General features: G+C 53.1%; 20 protein-coding genes. 2 read left to right on the top strand and 18 right to left on the bottom strand.

Going from position 1 to position 16,427, the window contains the following annotated elements; translation table 11 throughout:
- Positions 1 to 426: 426 nt before the first annotated feature.
- The 18 genes from ACY1JZ_RS12510 to ACY1JZ_RS12425 all read right to left on the bottom strand — a co-directional run bounded on the left by ACY1JZ_RS12510 (position 427) and on the right by ACY1JZ_RS12425 (position 15,157).
- Positions 427 to 750: a hypothetical protein gene (locus tag ACY1JZ_RS12510; protein ID WP_462629437.1), complete on the bottom strand. Its 324-nt coding sequence runs from the start codon at positions 748 to 750 to the stop codon at positions 427 to 429.
- 11 nt (positions 751 to 761) lie between these two features.
- Positions 762 to 1,994 (bottom strand): hypothetical protein, encoded by a 1,233-nt coding sequence (locus ACY1JZ_RS12505; protein WP_462629436.1) that lies wholly within the window; start codon positions 1,992 to 1,994, stop codon positions 762 to 764.
- Between the two features lie 5 nt (positions 1,995 to 1,999).
- On the bottom strand, positions 2,000 to 2,620 hold the full coding sequence (locus ACY1JZ_RS12500) for a putative phage tail protein (RefSeq protein ID WP_462629435.1): 621 nt from the start codon (positions 2,618 to 2,620) through the stop codon (positions 2,000 to 2,002).
- 3 nt (positions 2,621 to 2,623) lie between these two features.
- Positions 2,624 to 3,643: a hyaluronate lyase N-terminal domain-containing protein gene (locus tag ACY1JZ_RS12495; RefSeq protein WP_462629434.1), complete on the bottom strand. Its 1,020-nt coding sequence runs from the start codon at positions 3,641 to 3,643 to the stop codon at positions 2,624 to 2,626.
- Between the two features lie 15 nt (positions 3,644 to 3,658).
- The gene (locus ACY1JZ_RS12490) at positions 3,659 to 4,681 is read right to left on the bottom strand and encodes a DUF2793 domain-containing protein (RefSeq protein ID WP_462629433.1); all 1,023 of its coding nucleotides are present in this window, start codon (positions 4,679 to 4,681) and stop codon (positions 3,659 to 3,661) included.
- A gap of 218 nt (positions 4,682 to 4,899) precedes the next feature.
- Positions 4,900 to 5,307: a phosphoglucomutase gene (locus tag ACY1JZ_RS12485; protein WP_462629432.1), complete on the bottom strand. Its 408-nt coding sequence runs from the start codon at positions 5,305 to 5,307 to the stop codon at positions 4,900 to 4,902.
- Positions 5,308 to 5,310: 3 nt separating this feature from the next.
- On the bottom strand, positions 5,311 to 6,348 hold the full coding sequence (locus ACY1JZ_RS12480) for a baseplate J/gp47 family protein (RefSeq protein ID WP_462629431.1): 1,038 nt from the start codon (positions 6,346 to 6,348) through the stop codon (positions 5,311 to 5,313).
- On the bottom strand, positions 6,348 to 6,731 hold the full coding sequence (locus ACY1JZ_RS12475) for a DUF2634 domain-containing protein (RefSeq protein ID WP_462629430.1): 384 nt from the start codon (positions 6,729 to 6,731) through the stop codon (positions 6,348 to 6,350). Before ACY1JZ_RS12475 ends, ACY1JZ_RS12480 begins: the two co-directional genes overlap by 1 nt.
- A complete protein-coding gene (locus ACY1JZ_RS12470) occupies positions 6,732 to 7,028 on the bottom strand; it encodes a DUF2577 domain-containing protein (RefSeq protein WP_270166094.1) in 297 nt (98 codons plus the stop codon). It abuts the gene before it with no gap.
- Positions 7,025 to 7,999 carry an XkdQ/YqbQ family protein gene (locus tag ACY1JZ_RS12465; protein ID WP_270166096.1) on the bottom strand — a complete coding sequence of 325 codons (975 nt, stop codon included), beginning with the start codon at positions 7,997 to 7,999 and terminating at the stop codon, positions 7,025 to 7,027. The genes ACY1JZ_RS12470 and ACY1JZ_RS12465 overlap by 4 nt, the downstream gene beginning before the upstream one ends.
- The gene (locus ACY1JZ_RS12460; protein WP_462629429.1) at positions 7,996 to 8,775 is read right to left on the bottom strand and encodes a LysM peptidoglycan-binding domain-containing protein; all 780 of its coding nucleotides are present in this window, start codon (positions 8,773 to 8,775) and stop codon (positions 7,996 to 7,998) included. The genes ACY1JZ_RS12465 and ACY1JZ_RS12460 overlap by 4 nt, the downstream gene beginning before the upstream one ends.
- Positions 8,776 to 8,850: 75 nt before the next feature.
- Complete coding sequence (locus tag ACY1JZ_RS12455; protein ID WP_462629427.1) at positions 8,851 to 10,746, bottom strand: hypothetical protein; 1,896 nt, start codon at positions 10,744 to 10,746, stop codon at positions 8,851 to 8,853.
- A 207-nt stretch (positions 10,747 to 10,953) separates the two neighbouring features.
- Positions 10,954 to 11,376: a phage tail assembly chaperone gene (locus ACY1JZ_RS12450; protein WP_270166102.1), complete on the bottom strand. Its 423-nt coding sequence runs from the start codon at positions 11,374 to 11,376 to the stop codon at positions 10,954 to 10,956.
- Between the two features lie 180 nt (positions 11,377 to 11,556).
- Entirely contained in the window at positions 11,557 to 12,018 is a 462-nt protein-coding gene (locus ACY1JZ_RS12445) for a phage tail tube protein (RefSeq protein ID WP_462629426.1), read from the bottom strand.
- Between the two features lies 1 nt (position 12,019).
- Positions 12,020 to 13,339 carry a phage tail sheath family protein gene (locus ACY1JZ_RS12440; protein WP_462629424.1) on the bottom strand — a complete coding sequence of 440 codons (1,320 nt, stop codon included), beginning with the start codon at positions 13,337 to 13,339 and terminating at the stop codon, positions 12,020 to 12,022.
- A complete protein-coding gene (locus tag ACY1JZ_RS12435) occupies positions 13,340 to 13,561 on the bottom strand; it encodes a hypothetical protein (RefSeq protein ID WP_462629422.1) in 222 nt (73 codons plus the stop codon).
- Complete coding sequence (locus ACY1JZ_RS12430; protein ID WP_462629421.1) at positions 13,558 to 14,100, bottom strand: phage tail terminator family protein; 543 nt, start codon at positions 14,098 to 14,100, stop codon at positions 13,558 to 13,560. The genes ACY1JZ_RS12435 and ACY1JZ_RS12430 overlap by 4 nt, the downstream gene beginning before the upstream one ends.
- A 397-nt stretch (positions 14,101 to 14,497) precedes the next feature.
- Positions 14,498 to 15,157, bottom strand: coding sequence for an ECF-type sigma factor (locus ACY1JZ_RS12425; RefSeq protein WP_462629420.1), 660 nt, complete (start codon positions 15,155 to 15,157; stop codon positions 14,498 to 14,500).
- A gap of 254 nt (positions 15,158 to 15,411) precedes the next feature.
- Between ACY1JZ_RS12425 and ACY1JZ_RS12420 the strand changes: the two genes are divergently transcribed.
- Entirely contained in the window at positions 15,412 to 15,858 is a 447-nt protein-coding gene (locus tag ACY1JZ_RS12420) for a helix-turn-helix domain-containing protein (RefSeq protein ID WP_270166113.1), read from the top strand.
- Between the two features lie 118 nt (positions 15,859 to 15,976).
- The gene (locus ACY1JZ_RS12415) at positions 15,977 to 16,393 is read left to right on the top strand and encodes an ImmA/IrrE family metallo-endopeptidase (RefSeq protein ID WP_270166115.1); all 417 of its coding nucleotides are present in this window, start codon (positions 15,977 to 15,979) and stop codon (positions 16,391 to 16,393) included.
- The last annotated feature ends 34 nt before the right edge of the window (positions 16,394 to 16,427 follow it).

Genomic DNA, 16,427 nt, shown 5'->3' with positions numbered 1-16,427 from the left:
AGCACTCTAGAGCTGTCTTTGAAATTAATTCTAATGATGTTCTTTTGGAGCCGGAAAAGCCGACCACGATTCGTGCCAATCTTTTTCTTGATGTGAATGACGAGATTATCTGGCTCGATTTAGCATTCATTTCTCGAAGACATAATTCAAAACCTGCAGCGCATTACCGCGGCCAAAACCTTTGATGTCCTTCAGTTCAAAGCTGTCATCAACAGAAAATGTGAATTCCCCGCCTATAGCCGACGAAATAGAACTCAGTAATGTAGTGATATTAAATTATAGAACCTGACATTCATGATGTGCATTCACTCAAACTGTACAAGTCGCTTCAAACCTTCCGGCCTCATCATTGATTACATAAAATTGGCCACGCTCATCTTGAACGTGGCCTACCACTGCGCTATCTCCCCAAATTTAAAAGGCCCGTTAGGAGCCTTTCGTAATCAATCCCGCTCTATATCCCGGCACCGTTGCCGTAACCTCAACGGCACCCTCAGGCACAGTGATGCTTGCCTCGCCGCCTACTGTCTCGACCGTCTGTGTCCAATCCGCTGCGCCGAATGTAACCTCTACGCCATCTGCATACTGTCTCGTTCCCAAGTAGTCGTATACGTGGGCGGTTACCGTGTCGCCGTCTTGTGTGAGGCGCAGGTGATAGCACATGTCGTGGAAGGTTCGCACAATGGCCGTCTGCGTTGGCGTTACGACTTCTTTGACCTTCAACACTTCGCTTCCGCTGATTTCGTACATTCTATCCCTCCTTATAAGAGCGCATAAGCCGCAATAAATGTGATGTACGCGTTTGAATCCCTACTAACCGTTATCTTGAGCGATGTGTTAAATTTTGTGGCCTGCGGCAATGTTAAGCCTGTTCCTGTCGGAATGAAATTCAGAAACTTCACCCCGTCTACCTCCACCGTGAATCTGCCGTTACCTACGCCGGTAAATACCGTAGCTGATAGACCAGTTAATACGCCAGATCCAGTAACATCCACCAACGTCGTATTAACTGCACCGGTTGCCGGTTGCACTTGTGCGATTTGCGGCGTTGTTGTCATCCAGTTAAAGCCCACCGAACTCCACCCCGTTCCATTGTAATATTCCAGCTCCCCGCTATTCACCCTAAAGCTCACATTATTCTGAATCTTCTGATCTACATATTGCTTCGTCCTTAGCGGCGTCATGTATACCGTGTTGGCTGTCCCTGCCTCCGCCTGTGCCTGAGTCGCCACTGGCAGATTCTCCACGCTGCCTAGCCCTACGTCAGCTTTCGCCAGTGACACCGCCCCGGTCTTGCCTGCTACGCTCGTGACAGTGTTCACCTGCGCTCCTGCTGCGATGCCGTTCAGCTTTGTCTTATCCGCTGCCGCCATCAGTCCATTGGTCGATGTGGTCGCCACAGCCGTACTGGCCTTCGCATTCCAGGCGCTCTTCTCCGCATCGGTGACAAATCGATTATTCGCATCCTGCGTAATGATGGAAGCTGGATGTGCTGCCGGATGCGTGTAATTGTTCGCACCCGCTGCAATCCCGTCCAGCTTCGCCTTATCCGCCGTGCTCATAAAGCCCGCAGCACTCGTTGTTGCTGCTGCATGGGCGCTGCCGCCAGCACCGACATGCGAGGAAGGCGCCGCATCCGTAATGCCATAGCCGCCAAGCGTTGTCGGCTTGCCGTTGACTTCAGCGAAGGCGACATTCCCCCATGCAGCGCTACCTGCCGTGCTTCCCGCCTTCAATACTTTCCCGCTATTTCCGGTTCCTGTGGCTGGCACATGCAAGCTGCCGTCACCTGCAGGATGAACATAATTGTTCGCGCCCGCCGCGATTCCGTCTAGCTTCGCCTTGTCCGCTGCGGACATGCGCCCAGGCGCGGTCGTGCTTGCCAGCTTGACCACCTCGGTATCCAGCACATCCATATTGTTGTTCAGATCGGCAATGTCGACGATATCTGTTCCATCTGGCTTGCGAAGCCCCAGATTCCCTGTTGTCTTCACCTTGCTCACTCTCCCTCATAAACTCGTAGTTCGTTCCACGTTCTGCTCTTGGCCTGGTCCCAAGACAACTGCGTCAACGTATCCCACCACGTATACGTATATTTAAATGAATAGGCCAGATGCGCCGGCTTCACTTCCTCCAGAAACTGAATTAAGCCCGCCATATTGAGCGGCACGCCCATCACGCCAACGAATTGAATCTCGAATCGGTATTCCTCTGGAAACTCCTCTATCTCTACCTCGCCGCCTGAGAAGGCGGCAGCAGCACGAATCAGCATCGCCTTGGTCGCCGTGCCGGAGCCGCGCACCTTGGCAAGCACCACCTCCCGCCGCCATTCGTATGGCCTGGACGGATCACTCTGTATGCCCAGCTCTCGCTCCCAGCGCCCCAGCCCCCATGTCGCAGATGCAATAAAACGCTGGTTCATCATCTCTTGGGCACTTCTCTGCTGTGCATACAATAAGAGGCCGAGCTGCTCCTGCAGCGCCTCCATCTCCATCACGCCTTCATAGTAGAAGGGAAGATACGCCATAAGATCAACCTGGCCCTCTATATCCGGGCCGTCCTCCCCACCGCCAGCCACCCCGTAGGGCAGTTGTCCGTACCTATTTGTCCCGTAGCTCAACGTTTACACCCCCTTGAGCTGATTCCAGGTCAGAGCGCCCTTGGATACGTAGCTCGCCGGGTTGAAATTGCCTGCATGCCATATTTTTTGACCGGATACCTCAGCATCCGCAGGCAACTGCACGACAGCCTTAGGATACACTTTAGTATCCGTCGTATAGATCGCAGACAACGCCACATTACTGAAAATATCTGGCGCCGTCGTGTTGATGCTCATCACCCTGCCGAAAACCTGCACCGTGTTGCTCGCCGTCGTGCGCGAGACGACCGTCACCTTGTAACGGCCATCCGCGCTGTCGTACCACATGTCCGACAGAGCGAACAGCTCCGATATAAGAGGATCGGCGTGATTATAGTACGAATGCTGGCTGCGGATCGACCCGTTCGCCTGGTTCGTGAACACAGAGACACGTTTGTTCAAGCGTCCCGTGCCGTTGGCATGTGACCAAGAAGTGACCAGTTCAATCTCGAACCACGCGGAGAAGTCCGCGGACATCACAGGGAATTGAATATCGAACTTTTGGTTCGCTACGCCGTTCGACAGTGTCAGGCCGCCGATATACCGCTCCATATAGCGATTGTCCAGCTTGTAGGCCGGTGCGCGCAGCACGCCAGTCATCGCATCCCCAGCTTTATTAAGCGGCGTATAGCCGAGATTGCTCTGCTTGCCATTCCAGGCCGACTTCTCGGTATCAGAGACGAATCTGCGCGCTGTTGATTCTGTAATCTCTGCCGCCGTATGGGTATGGGCGGTGGGCGGGAAGGCTGTCGGCTTGTCGGCTACATTGCTCCAGGCTACCTGATCCGCCAGCTCTGCGCGATCTACCTTGCCGTTATTGTTCGTATCATAGATCGACTTGAGCATATCACCGCCAAGCTGGGCGTTCGCCAGCAGCACATTGCCCTCAGCCGTACCGATGTACAGCTTGCGTGTATCTGTGCAGTAGCCTAGCTCTCCAACAGCGAGTGTACCGATATTTGCTTCCTGCCCGCGACGGATTTGAATCAAGGCTTTTCGCGCCATGTATATTTCACCCCCTTAAAAAGTACCTCCATCTACAACAGCTACAGCCAGCCGATTGCCATTTGCAGTATCGTAGATGATGCTATTCTGGTCTATATACGCCTCGATCCCGGTGCTGTTCACCACAATGCCCTTGCCAGCCTTCGCTCCTACTGCTGAGGCAGCCACGGTGATCCCATTCCCCGCACCTACAGCAAGCGTAATCACATCGCCCTGCCCGCCGCCAGTCAGGCCTGAACCAGCCGTAATCGTCTGATTCGCCTCTCCAGAGCGTACCCAAGCTGTTCCGTTGAACACGTAGTTTTTGTTCTCGTCATGGATGTAGACACTCCAGCCCAGCTTCGGCTCGTAATAGCTCCATGCCGTACCGCTCCAATGGGCAATCTGATTCGTCTTGCCCGCCCATGCTCCCGTCGCCCCTGTTGGGATAATCCAGCGGTAGCCCGCTGCCGGGGCAGCAGGCGGCGAAGCCAGCGCGCGTGAGCCTACACTATCCTGCCAGTCCAGCCCGCGCACAGCATTGCTGATCTCCGCATTGATCTTTTGCGACGACCAAAGTGAAGTTCCTCCTGTGACCGTATCATTAATCTGCCGATGCCGCGTCGCATCCCCCATATGGGTGCGCAGCTCAGCCGCCGTCGCTGTATTCGTGCCGTCCGATACCTTGTTCACACTGCCGCCTGTAACATCGGCCTTCTTCACACGGGCATAGCTCGTTCCGTCTGCTACATCATCCAGCGTGCCCGTCAGGTCGGCCAGCTTCTGCGCATTGACACGCCTCCACTGCGTCCCATCATCCAGATACAGATACCCGCTGTTTGCTCCACTGCTCACATAATACAGCCTGCCGGAAGCCCCTCCGTTAGGTCGCTCTGCCTCCGATCCCGACAATGCGCGTCCGACGAACACATTCGCTGCGCCGTCGCCAATATAGATTTCTTTCGTATCGGTGCAAAACCCCAATTCGCCCGCTAGCAAATGACCGTAAGCGTCAAGTTGGGCCCTCGTTCCTCTCTTGATCTGTATCGTCTGTGCCATGTTCTCCCTCCCTCTCTATCTGATCGCCTGCAGCGTAAACAGCGATTGCTCTCCTTGGCAGGCAAAGCTGCCCCTTCGCATAAATATTGACGGCCTGTCTGTTGGGACAGCTCCGTCTTATCCTTCAAAGCGTAAACGGCTGTCGCCGTCCTTGACGGCTAAGCTTCGTTTCGCGTAGATATAGAAGCACATATAAGGCGAACAGCACTTATACATCCTTATATATCAAAAAAACCGCCGTCAATGACGCCGGAGGCTTTGTAGTTCTGCAGATCCTGCTGGGTACGAACAATACTGCTCTGCACCGCATTCATATGGGCGGCGTCCACCTGATCACCTGGCGTTTCATAGGAGATATAGACCGGGCTTTCCGAAGCAAATACCTTCACCCATGTGCGCCAGGGCGCTTCGCCGGGTGTGGACAACAGGATGTTGTCCACTCTGCGTCCTGTCAGCTCTTTGCCGGTATAACATTGAACACTTCCCTTACGCACATTGCTATGAGCCAGATACCCCTCATATACCCCGTCCTCAAGGATCAGCTCCTCCTCGATGACATACATGCCGCCATCTTGTCGCTTGTTCAGCTTCTCCACAAAACGATCGATAGGCTCTGCTGTAGACATCAGCTACACCCCCAGACGAATCGCGCCTGCAAGCGGCACTTCTTCCGCCTCCAGTGCGATATTGGCGCTGCCGCCATTGAGCTTCAGCTCACTGTAATCCGCTACTCCCGGGATGCCCAGCAGCAGCGTACCGACCCGTGCGACACTGACATAGCTGTCCACGAAGGCCATGCTGCGGAAATAGGCCTGCAATTCCAGTGACAACGAATCGCTCACCTGCTGCAGCGTGTAGCCTGGCGCAAGCACCACCGTGCTATCGACCTCGATGCTCTTGCCTAGCGCCGGGCTAACCGTTACCTGCGCGCCGATCGGGCGCAACTGCTCGATATGCTCTCTGACCTGCTGCACCAGCTCAGCGGTTGGCGGCAGCTTGTCGCTGTCGGCAATAACCGTCTTGACGGTGCCCGGACCGCTCCAGAGCGGATGAACCTTGACAGCGCCGACTCCCGGCACCTCAAGCGCCCAGTTTTTATAATCATACAGATTGCCCCCGGCTGAGGGCGTCTGCACACGGGTCAGGTAGCGGCTTCGCAACGCCTCGTCGCTCTCCGCCTCCTTGCCAGGCACGACCACCTCTGCCAGCTCAGCACGAGCCAGACCGGCAATATATTGAATCGGCACCAGTGCGCCATAGCTCTGATTGCCGATGATGCCAGCCGACTCGCACTCCACCATGTACTCGCCTGCATCCAGCCGCCGCACAACCTTAAAGTTCGTGTTACCCGCCGAGAAACGGCTCTGCAACGGAATCTCCAGCTTGCCATCCTCGGCATCATAGAAGATCGCCCTTCGCTGGGCAGGCGTGGCCTGCTGGCGATTAAGGCCGAAGTCGGCGGCGCGCCGCTCCAGATATTCTCCCGTTGCCGTATCCGCGAACGACAGATCGAGATTGAGATCCAGCTCCATATACATCTGGGCGAGCTCAGCAGCAGCAGGCGCCAACGCATCATAGATGATGCTGCCTTCTCGCTTGTCGAGCACATCCGGTACCTTGGCAAGCATTCGTTCCAGCAAAAAATCAAACGTGTACGCTTCGTACATTAATTCACCCCCTGAGACACCACAAACTCGCCAGCAACAGATACGACGGTAAATTCCACCGCAATATTCTCTGAATGGCGAGTCATGCTAAAATTATCAATAGATCGTATACGCTCATCCTGCAATACAGCCTCTTTGATCCAGCGCTCCATCTCGATCTCGATCGGGTTGGGCCGAATCTCCGAGCCGTAGTCTGCACTGTAGATCAGATACACGTAACGCTCTGTCGCGAGCGCCTTGTATACGGCCTGTTTGATCGCATCCAACCCATCGATTCTACTGCTTATACGCCTCTGTCCGACATCCAGCTTGTAGGTCAGGCTCGGCTGATCTGACTGGCGCTCATACGGAATGCGCGCCGGCATCGCTCCACTTGGCAGCATTTAGCTCACCACCCGATCCAATATCACGTAGTCTTGTCCTCCTTGGCAGCGCAGCAGGATCAGCTTATCCCCCAGCTTCAGCCCCTCCTGCAGCACGACCTCCTCCGAACCGATCCTCTGCTTCTTCTCCTGCAGAGATTGCGGCATAATCAAAAATTCACCAGGCAGCGTCAGCCGCTGATCCACGTTAACCTCAAGCGGCTGCTCGCTCGTTACTTTGCCATAGACCACGGCGACCGGATTGCCAGCCTCCACGGCACTGGCTCCAATTAGCTTGATCTTCTCAATCAGACTCATAGTCGATACACCACCAGTTCCAGCGACATTGTATGCTCATCTCCTTTGAAGCTATGACTGCACTCATTGATGACATAGAACCCCTCAATACCGAGCTCCTCGATCATGACATAGATGGTATGACCCGCCCGCAGCCCCGGGTACCCGAGCGCAGTGAGACTTAACGTCACCTGCTCGCGATTTTTCATCGTCATGAGATGCTGCAGCGTCTCCTCAATCTGAGCCTCGTTCTTCCCTTCGTCTACCTTCTCGTAATATTGGAGCGTTCCCCACTTGGCCATATTCGAGCTGTCCCGCGCCATATAGACCTCGCGCTTGCCTGTGTCCTTATTGTCCCGCACCAGCTTGATCTGATTGTACGTATCATTATCGATCGAGCGGCTGCTGCTAAAGCCCGTTAGCAGGCTTTTCTCACCCACGACCACCTGTTGCCGCATATCCTCCAGCTTGCGCAGCGTGATGGAGCCGAAATCATCATAGAGCACGTAAAGCTGCTTCTCGGACACCAGCGTATGATCCAGCGCAGTGCAGATAATGTCCATCAGCTTCTTGCCGTCTTCCAGCAGCTTAGGGATGGCATAACGAGTATCCGCCAGTTCGCCTACCTGCAGCTCATTATCTGAGGCAATCTTGCGGATGATCTCTGTCGCGGTCTTATTTGTAAATACATAGGTGTCACTCGTCATCAAGTACCGGAGCTGGTCGTAAGCTGTTACGCTCAAGCTCTCGTTCTCATCCTCACTAACGATGAAAATATAACCATAGAACAGGTTCACATCATCCATGCGAATACGTAGAACATTGCCCGGCTCGAACTTGACCTCCTCCGGGGACAGGAAGGATCGCTTCAAAAATTTCATTTCCACACTGGAGGCCGCGCCTACGCGAACCGTCTTGAACGTCAAGCTGCTCACCATGCCGGAGATATCCCATAAGGTTCCGTCGCGATTATCCACGATGACTTCAATCATGTCGCTCCCGTCTTCCTTCCCTCTGGTGTTATCGGCAGCTTCAGCACCATGCCGATCGGTAATTTCCTTAATTGATCCGCGCGAATCGAATTGAGCTTCATGATCTCCTTGTACCGTTGCTCATCCTTCAGTTGTGTCCGGGCCACGCTCCAGAGCGAGTCCCCCTTCTTCAGCGTATAGGTGGCTGGAGGAACCCTCTCATCAGGCCGAGGCTGCTTATCCTGCTTGGCTACCGCCTCTTCGCCCTCCTTCTGTACCACTACCGCTCTGCGGGTCAGATGAAAGCGGTACTCCTTCAACGTCAGCTTAAATTCGATATCGCCACCGCTGCCTGCCACCTCGCGCCGATCGAACTGCTCGATGCTGACCGCGATGGAGAACTTGTATCCTTCAGTATGCACAAGCAGCCGGGATGGTCGCCGGGACTCCTGCCAGCGATTGATGGTGGACACATAGTAGCTCGGTTCCTTCCAATGCTTACTGTCGATGGTCAAATAGTGGGCAGGTATGGCAGGAAAGACACCCTCGAAGCTCACCTCAGCCAATTGACGCGAATGAATGACATTCACCTCGCCCAGACCTATAATGTCGAAGCTCGCTCCGCGCCCTGTCTTCTTCACCTCCAGCGACTCCGGCAGCACCGGAAAATCAAACATTTCGGCGAAGTTGTTATGGCTCAGGTTGATGCGGTACTTCGGTTTGTTCTCCTTCCTCTCATTCAGAAGATCCTTGATTTTTTGATCGATGATATATCGCCAGAAATCCAGTTGAATCACCTCCGTAACCCTCTCCATATGAATGTATGGCAGGCCAGCATGACCACCGCAGACAGCAGCAAGCGGCGTCTGGCACTACCCATAGACGCCGCTTGCTGTGCTTGTAATCTGCTTGGTTAATATGTCCTCGATCTTGGCGATCATCGTATCCACATCATCCCCATTACGAACATCTCCCGTCGTTACCTGAACTGTCGGGGTCAATGTAACGAAGTTCTGAATCGCCTTCATCTCCGCCAGATCGCGCATTACCTTCAGATCCTCGCTGGAGATGTCCACCTGCTCGTCAATATTGCCTAGCGAGTTGACACGGTTCACTGTACCGATATTGCCAGCACCGCCTTCGTCGGCGGTTCCCCATGTGCCGTTCTTGAGCTTGTCGGAGAGGAATGGATCAGCGTTCAGATCAGCGCTAGGTAACTTCGTTGCAGCATTGAAGCCATTATTAAACAGTTCAGCAGGATTAGAAAAGGATGGCCTCAAATTATCAAAGCTAACTGTCTTCTTGTCGCTCGTCGGCTTAGGCATCCAATCCATTACAGACTGAATACCTTTGCTTAATGCATTCGGGTCTGTCTCGTCCATTAAAGTGATTGTATTTAAATTGAGATCAAACGCACCACTAATCTTCTCTATCAACCAGTTGACGGCTTTCAGCGCTCCGTTGATCGCCTCCACAAAAACTTTAATAAAGCTCCCTGCGAATTTTTCTGCACCCACTGCCATTTGATACATGAAACCTAGATAATTCATCGTTAAGTCATAAAACAATTTTTGAATAGCATAAACAGGATCATTAAAAATATTAGCAAGAAACTCCGCAAAGCTTACGAAGCGATTCCATGCATAAGCAACGACGTTATAGATTATCCCTAACAAGCCCAAAAACAGGCCAACAACAAAACCAATGATCTCCCCGGTTGAAATCCCAAAGGCATTTAAAATTTGGATGAGTACAAAGATGACACCAACAATCAGCAAAAGCGGCCATGTAGCAATCACCCATTGAACGAGCCAAATGGCTGCAAAAATAGCGGCAGCGATGCCTAAAGCTGCAAGAGCATTCATGACACTATCCCAGTTATTGAGCAACAGCTCAGCTACCCAATTAGCCGCATCTATGATTAGATTGAAGCCGCTAATAATTGCACTGATAAAACCATCAAATGTGCCTGAGGAAAAGGCTGATATAAACAAATCACCAATTCCCATCAGCCCAGGCAAAATACCGAGTCCGATTGTTTCACGTAACTGCTGCATCATGCCTTGAAGGATACGCAACTTGCCCTCCGGCGTCTCTCCCAACGAACGGGCCACACCTTCCGTATGCTCATTCAGCATTTGGACAAGCAAGTCTGCACGCTGAGCTTCACTTCCAAACTTGAACATTTGACGCTCGCTTTCGGATAAAAACGAACTGAGCTTCTCTCCATTTCGGGTGATAGAGTCAATATTTCCATTCATAACCTTACCCATAAGATCGGCTGCTTGCTTAATTTGATCTGTATTTACATTGATACCAAACATCTCAGTTGCCAAATCATACAACGGCTCCGTAAGCTTGCTCACATTTTCAGGGTTGCTCACATGCAGGGCTAGCTGGGCCTGACCAACAATTCCTGTATTTGCATTTATCGGCGTGACGAGACTGAGCTGATCCGCTTGATGTTCAACCTGATTTACTTCGCCTTGAGATCTACCATTAGTATTCGCCATCACTTTCTGAAGCTGCTGTTCCGCACGGATACGTTCGTATGCAGCATCGACAGCCTGGCGGGCTAACCCTATCGCTTCCCCATAATACTTCTTGACCTCTGATCCAACTTTCAATTGGGGGGTCAAATCCCAGAGCCATTTGGAGAACTTCTTTACACTTTTTACCGCTTCATCATATTTTAATTTTACTCTCAAATTCAGAACTGCTAGTTGACCTACTGTATTAATGATTGTCAGTACGCTAGCGATTGACATTCATCATCACCACCCTTCATTTCAATTCCCCTGCCTAGCGCCGCTTCATCTTCCGCTGCTGCTGCTTCTCTGTCTTGATGCGTACATCGATCATCGCGTAGATGGCTGCACGCTCATGCCTGCTCATCGCCATCAGATTCTGCGGCAAAATATGCAGCTCGTGGAGAGCATAGTAGGCGTAATTCGCCTCCCCATCGCCCTCCTCGATCAGTTTTTTACTTCATCCACCATGTCCCCCAGCTCCTGCTCGAAGCCATTCAGCTCCTGAACCCTCTTAAGCAGGCCGCCGAATTCACCTGGCAGCAGCATTTTGCGCAGCAGCGACTCCGCACCGATCGTGGAATATGATTTTTGCAGCTCCAGATCCTTCAGCTCGGGATACACCACGGAAGCCGCCACCAGCTTGGCTACATACTCCTCCTGATTGGTCTCCAGTGTATAGGAGCCGTTCTTCCCCTTCTGCCGACGGGTCGACGCCTTGCGAATCTCTGCATTCTGATCCTCGGTTATGCTGCGCAGCTTCCACGGAATCGGGTTGCCCTCCTCATCCTTGAAGCGGTTCGATACGATGTACTCCTCTGTCGTCTCAATGGACGCATTTTGTGCAAAAAAAGCTTGAAATTGGCTCATCGTTATTCCTCCAAATAGTAGAATAGAATTAGGCAGGCTGCTCTCTAGCCATCAGGGCCAGGAACAGCATGCCATTGTGCAACGCATCAGATCAATGCCGCTGCCAGCAGCCTTGCGGGCGCACGACCCGCAGCTACCAGCGCGCGGTGTTCTTGCTCATGACGGCGGTCGATCGCCCCCTTACAGGCTCGGCGCCTGAAATGCTTGCTCGATCAAGATGTCCTCGAATGTGAACTCCATCTCCTCCTCAAGCGCATCGCTCTCCGTGTCCAGCGACGCCATGATGACACTGTTCAGATTGACATTTTTCAGCGTGACACGCTGCTCGCCGATCGAGGACGACGGGTCATGGTTGCTCACCGTAATCTGGAAGTAGGTGTCGATGCCATCCTTAATGTATTTCATCATCAGCTCACGGAAGACAGAGGTTACATAATAGATGGTCATGCTGCCTGTACCGCTCCAGCCAGAGGCCTTATGCTGCACGCCCCTGCGCCCCAGCACACGCACCTCTGCCTTATTTTTCTCGACCGTTGCCTCCAGATTTTTCACATAGAACATTTCTTCCTGCTTGCCGTTAATAACTGCATATGCCTTGCCTTCCTGACCGGAAATAATGTCTCTAGCTCTCAGAAAATCCATATTACGCCACCGTCACTTTCAGATAGATTTTTTCGGCTGCATCAACTGGCTGAACACTCACTTCCATCAGCACGCTATCTACTGCCTCACCCTGCTGCACTGTAAAGTCTGTCTGTGGGTTGAAGTTTTGAATCGCAGCGATCGATTGGAGCGTCTGAAGGTAATTGACTGCCTCGTTACGCAGCATGCTGCGCCCGTCATTGTTGTTGTTCACACGCCCTACGTAAGACGCTTCAAAGATACGCTTCAAGTCATTGGCGATGCTGTCCAGGACACGAATGACACGGTTCTTCGCAAATGAGCGGGCTTTGTCCGCCGTAAAGCGAGTCAGCGTATTGATGTCCTGCTCCACTACGGCCTGACCGTTGCTGGCCGTAAACACAAATTCGCCGTTTTGCAGCGCGGATTCGGTCTGCGTATGGGTGTAGCGAGCCGCGGCATCGACGGCTCCGTCGTAGGCGCGATAGGTCAGCGACTCATTAGGTGCTGCTCCCGCAGTAGCCCCTGCCACCCAAGCAGTCGCCTGCGCTGCCGTCAGTGTCGTGCCATCTGCCAAAATAACGCCATTCTTCACGCTGATGACTCCTTCATGATCAGCGATCGGATAGTTGGTCAGCACAGCCTGCACCTTATAGCCCTCTGTCTCCCGCAGACGGCGAATAAAGGCTGTATAGACGCCCTTCAATGCCTCATCCTCCGACACCAGCGCTACCGTATTGAAGCTTTGCAGCTCCAGTGCGGATAGAAATGCTGTATGATCCGAATTCGCCGCGGCGCCGTCTGTTCCGCCTGTCAACGGGATGCCTGCCGTCGGCTCCAGCTCGTCCGTTCCCGCGAAGCTGACCCAGCTATTCGCTTGCAGCTCACTGGCTTGCAGCGCCACCTGGCGATCGACCTCGACGCCTTCGAGCAATGTCTTCACCTCATATTTGCCCTCATGCTCCAGGCTCGACTGAATGACCACCGCCAGTTGATTGCCGCGTGTCCCGCTGTAGCGCGCCTTGATCTCCAGCACGCCGTGCGTAGCAGATGCCTGAACGCCTGTATTCAGACGATACAGCAGCAGCGTCTGCGCACGCTTCAGCGCTTCCTGCACCAGCAGCAACTGTGGCGCAGACAGCTCATAGCCTAGCACCTCCTTCAGATCTGCCTGGCTCGACTGAATACGGAGCAGTGTCTTCTCCGCTCCCCATGACAGCGGCAGCGCCAGAGCGGCGACCCCGCGCTCGCCTGTTGTGCCCACGGTTTGCGGGGCACTGCTCATATTAATGTAGACGCCTGGGCGCACCTTATTTTGTGTAACGAATGTTCCTCCTGCCATTTACTTCGCCTCCTGATTGATGAATGAATTGATGATTTGCTGCAGCTCTGCGTGTGTGTAGAGCCGCCCCTCCTCCAGCAATGCCTCGATCATATCCTTCTCCAGATGGGTATACCCCTCAGAGGTTAGATATTGCTGCTTGCTATATGCTAGCGGAGCTTGACGTTTATCTCCTCGCCGATCGGCATTTGCCGCCCTCTTTGCTTCCTCCTGAATGCTCATTGCTTCATATCCACCTCCATACTCATGCCTTGCATCGGTTGTGCAGGCGGCTTCTGCTGCATCAGGGCTACATCATAGTCGACCTTGAAATGCAGCCTTCCCTGCAAGGTTCGGCATCGCTGACGCTTGCCTCTGAGCAGACCGTCTGCCGTCATTAACTCCAGGGTCAGCCCGTATAGCTGCTCGTACACCTCCAGTTGCGTCTTCGCCTCTTCCTCAGCTCCCCGCATATACTCAATATCGAAGCTATGCGTGCGTATGAAGCGGTTTCCCCGCTCCTGCTCCTGAGACGAGGACAGCAGGCGAACGACCAAGCATGGCATCTGTTCGCTGCTCTCCGGTGCACTCTCTTGAATCGGTACCGCAGGAAAATGAGCGGCCAACATGCCGACCAAGCTCGCCCGCACACTCGTGAGCGTCGTCACTGAAGATTTCACCCCCTCCTCAACCACCACATACAAGTGCAGACAGGCGATGCCATCTATGGACGGCATCGCCTGTTTCATGCAGCTATATAAGGCTGTATTAAGCCATTTCACTTGACACTCTATATAACAAGCGTAAACGGCTGTCGCCGTCCTTGACGGCTAAGCTTTGTTTCGCGTAGATATAGAAGGCGAACTGCACTTATACATTCTTATATATGCACAAAGGCTGCCTCTAGGGCAGCCCTTGCAACTTGCAGTGGTTGTTTATCTTTTTTGTCTACATTACCATAATAGCACAGGAAAAAGCGGAAAAGGGGACGCGCTCGGGACTTCGATGGGACATCTGCGGGACAGCTCTCACAGCCCCTGCTTCAGGCTCTTGCAGGGAGCTCTCGTGAATCCTGGTCATCGTCATGGATCGCCCATCGCAAGCTGCTAGAGCGATCGGGAGTCTGAGAACGAAGAAACCCGCTCCGATTGTTGCCGGAACGGGTTATGTTCGTATTTCCTAAGCCAGCCCTGCCAGCTCAGCATATTCATGGATCGCCTTCGGCTTCCAGCGGGAGAAGGTTTTGCGCACAATCAGGAGCTGAGCCGATACCTCCTCCACCGACAGCCCCTCTATGAACCGCAATCGCAGCAGCCGGGAGTAATCGGGCTTGTAGGAGGCCAGCGACTCCAACGCATGGTCGATATGGTCCTTCTGCTCCTGCAGCGCCTTCAACTCATCCAGACGTCTGACCGCCCCCTCATAGCCCTCGTAGCTGTCCCCATCACCACGGCGCGCCTCCAGCACCTTGGCAATCCGATGAGCCAGATCATTAAGCTTCCCCTGATCCTCCTCATCCGCTCCGTGCACACGCCGCACCTCACGCAGTTGGCTGAGCGTCCCGGTCGTATAATTCTCAATATAAGCATGCGCCGTCAATTCCAGCTCCTGCTCTCTCGGAGACAGATACATATAGGAAGGCATCGACTTCAGCTTGCGGTGCAGCGCCTGCAAGCGGTCGCCCTCCGGCCCGCGGGAGACCGCGATGCCCATCCCAACCGGCTGCTTCTCCAGCATGGCAATCCGCCCCGCCAGACGCTTGTACCCCTTCAACTGCTCGATCACCTCATGCTCATAGGAAGGCTTACCCGCCATTGCCACCGTTACCACCGTTACCATAGGATGCAACACTCCTTTGCACACTTGTTCTCATACCTTCTTGTTCTCTATACCTTTTATAGAAGAAAGAGCTCTGTATAGCCCCCAGCAACAACAGAAAAAGGAACGTTTGTTCTCTTCTATTTTAGTTCCTTTTAGGAACTAAGTCAACTCATTTCTTCATTTATATTCCTGTTTTTTCTTCAAAATAAGGTTTCAATTCGGAACAATATAGTGTAAAATAAAGGTATTATGTTCCGGTGGTGATACAACATATGACGAGCTTTCATCTACGTTTTAGACAGCTTAGAGAACAACAACAATGGACCCAAGATGAAGTTGCGGACAAGTTGGGCGTTCAGCGCTCCACGATTGCAGGCTATGAATCTGCTGAGAAGAACCGGATTCCAAGGGAAGAGACACTGCACAAGATTGCAGATCTGTTCCAGGTCTCTCTGGATTACCTGCTTGGACGCTCTGAGATTCCCTCGATGGATCGCAGCTACTCGCCCCCGGCACCTGACTGGGCAACCTCCAAGGACAAGCGCGATCTGAAGCTGATGCTCCAAAGCCCGGAGGTGCTGTTCTTTGACGGCATCGAGTTTTCCGAGGAAGATCGGGCGAAGATGATGGGGGTCATGGAGACCATCTTCTGGGACGCGAAGAAGAAGAACAAGGAAGCCTGGAAGAAAAACCGCGAGAAGAAGAAGCCTCAAGGCTGAGACAGGCGTGCACTCTAATTTCGTTCCGATTAGGAACTAACCTTAGAGTGCGCCGGTCTTCGGCTGGAGGCAAGGGATGTGCAGCACAACTGGGAGGTTGTTGAAGGCGGGGATGTCATTGGATATTAAAAAGAGAACACGCAATTTGTACAGCAAGCATCGAACCAACTGTCCCTTCAAGCTGGCTGAGAAGATGAACATCACGATATTGATGCTGCCTCTCCCGCAGGAGGTCAAGGGCTACTGTCAGCGACTGCTCAAGCAGAAGTATATTGTGATCGATCAAAGCCTGAGCGAGAATGAGCGGCGCTTTATCTGCGCTCATGAGCTGGGCCATATGATATTGCATAAGGGCTTCAACCATTATTTCATTACGCGCAGCACGCATTTTATGATCGGCAAATTCGAGCGACAGGCGAATGAATTCGCCGTCAAGCTGCTCTCCTGCGGCGAGCAGATGGAGCAGGGCGAGCCGCTCGAATGGTATTTACGCCGATGCGGCGTTCCTGATGAGATGCACAGCTATTTCTTTTAAGTCATGCTGTCAATGCAGCAGTCCGGTGAGCGGC

Source organism: Paenibacillus sp. J5, assembly GCF_054955055.1.
This window is presented reverse-complemented; position numbering and strand designations above follow the sequence as displayed.

Bases quoted from the DNA above. Each gene is read 5' to 3' on its own strand.
- ACY1JZ_RS12510 (WP_462629437.1), bottom strand. From the start codon at position 750: ATGTACGAAATCAGCGGAAGCGAAGTGTTGAAGGTCAAAGAAGTCGTA.
- ACY1JZ_RS12495 (WP_462629434.1), bottom strand. From the start codon at position 3,643: ATGGCGCGAAAAGCCTTGATTCAAATCCGTCGCGGGCAGGAAGCAAAT.
- ACY1JZ_RS12490 (WP_462629433.1), bottom strand. From the start codon at position 4,681: ATGGCACAGACGATACAGATCAAGAGAGGAACGAGGGCCCAACTTGAC.
- ACY1JZ_RS12485 (WP_462629432.1), bottom strand. From the start codon at position 5,307: ATGTCTACAGCAGAGCCTATCGATCGTTTTGTGGAGAAGCTGAACAAG.
- ACY1JZ_RS12480 (WP_462629431.1), bottom strand. From the start codon at position 6,348: ATGTACGAAGCGTACACGTTTGATTTTTTGCTGGAACGAATGCTTGCC.
- ACY1JZ_RS12475 (WP_462629430.1), bottom strand. From the start codon at position 6,731: ATGCTGCCAAGTGGAGCGATGCCGGCGCGCATTCCGTATGAGCGCCAG.
- ACY1JZ_RS12470 (WP_270166094.1), bottom strand. From the start codon at position 7,028: ATGAGTCTGATTGAGAAGATCAAGCTAATTGGAGCCAGTGCCGTGGAG.
- ACY1JZ_RS12465 (WP_270166096.1), bottom strand. From the start codon at position 7,999: ATGATTGAAGTCATCGTGGATAATCGCGACGGAACCTTATGGGATATC.
- ACY1JZ_RS12455 (WP_462629427.1), bottom strand. From the start codon at position 10,746: ATGTCAATCGCTAGCGTACTGACAATCATTAATACAGTAGGTCAACTA.
- ACY1JZ_RS12450 (WP_270166102.1), bottom strand. From the start codon at position 11,376: ATGAGCCAATTTCAAGCTTTTTTTGCACAAAATGCGTCCATTGAGACG.
- ACY1JZ_RS12445 (WP_462629426.1), bottom strand. From the start codon at position 12,018: ATGGATTTTCTGAGAGCTAGAGACATTATTTCCGGTCAGGAAGGCAAG.
- ACY1JZ_RS12440 (WP_462629424.1), bottom strand. From the start codon at position 13,339: ATGGCAGGAGGAACATTCGTTACACAAAATAAGGTGCGCCCAGGCGTC.
- ACY1JZ_RS12435 (WP_462629422.1), bottom strand. From the start codon at position 13,561: ATGAGCATTCAGGAGGAAGCAAAGAGGGCGGCAAATGCCGATCGGCGA.
- ACY1JZ_RS12425 (WP_462629420.1), bottom strand. From the start codon at position 15,157: ATGGTAACGGTGGTAACGGTGGCAATGGCGGGTAAGCCTTCCTATGAG.
- ACY1JZ_RS12420 (WP_270166113.1), top strand. From the start codon at position 15,412: ATGACGAGCTTTCATCTACGTTTTAGACAGCTTAGAGAACAACAACAA.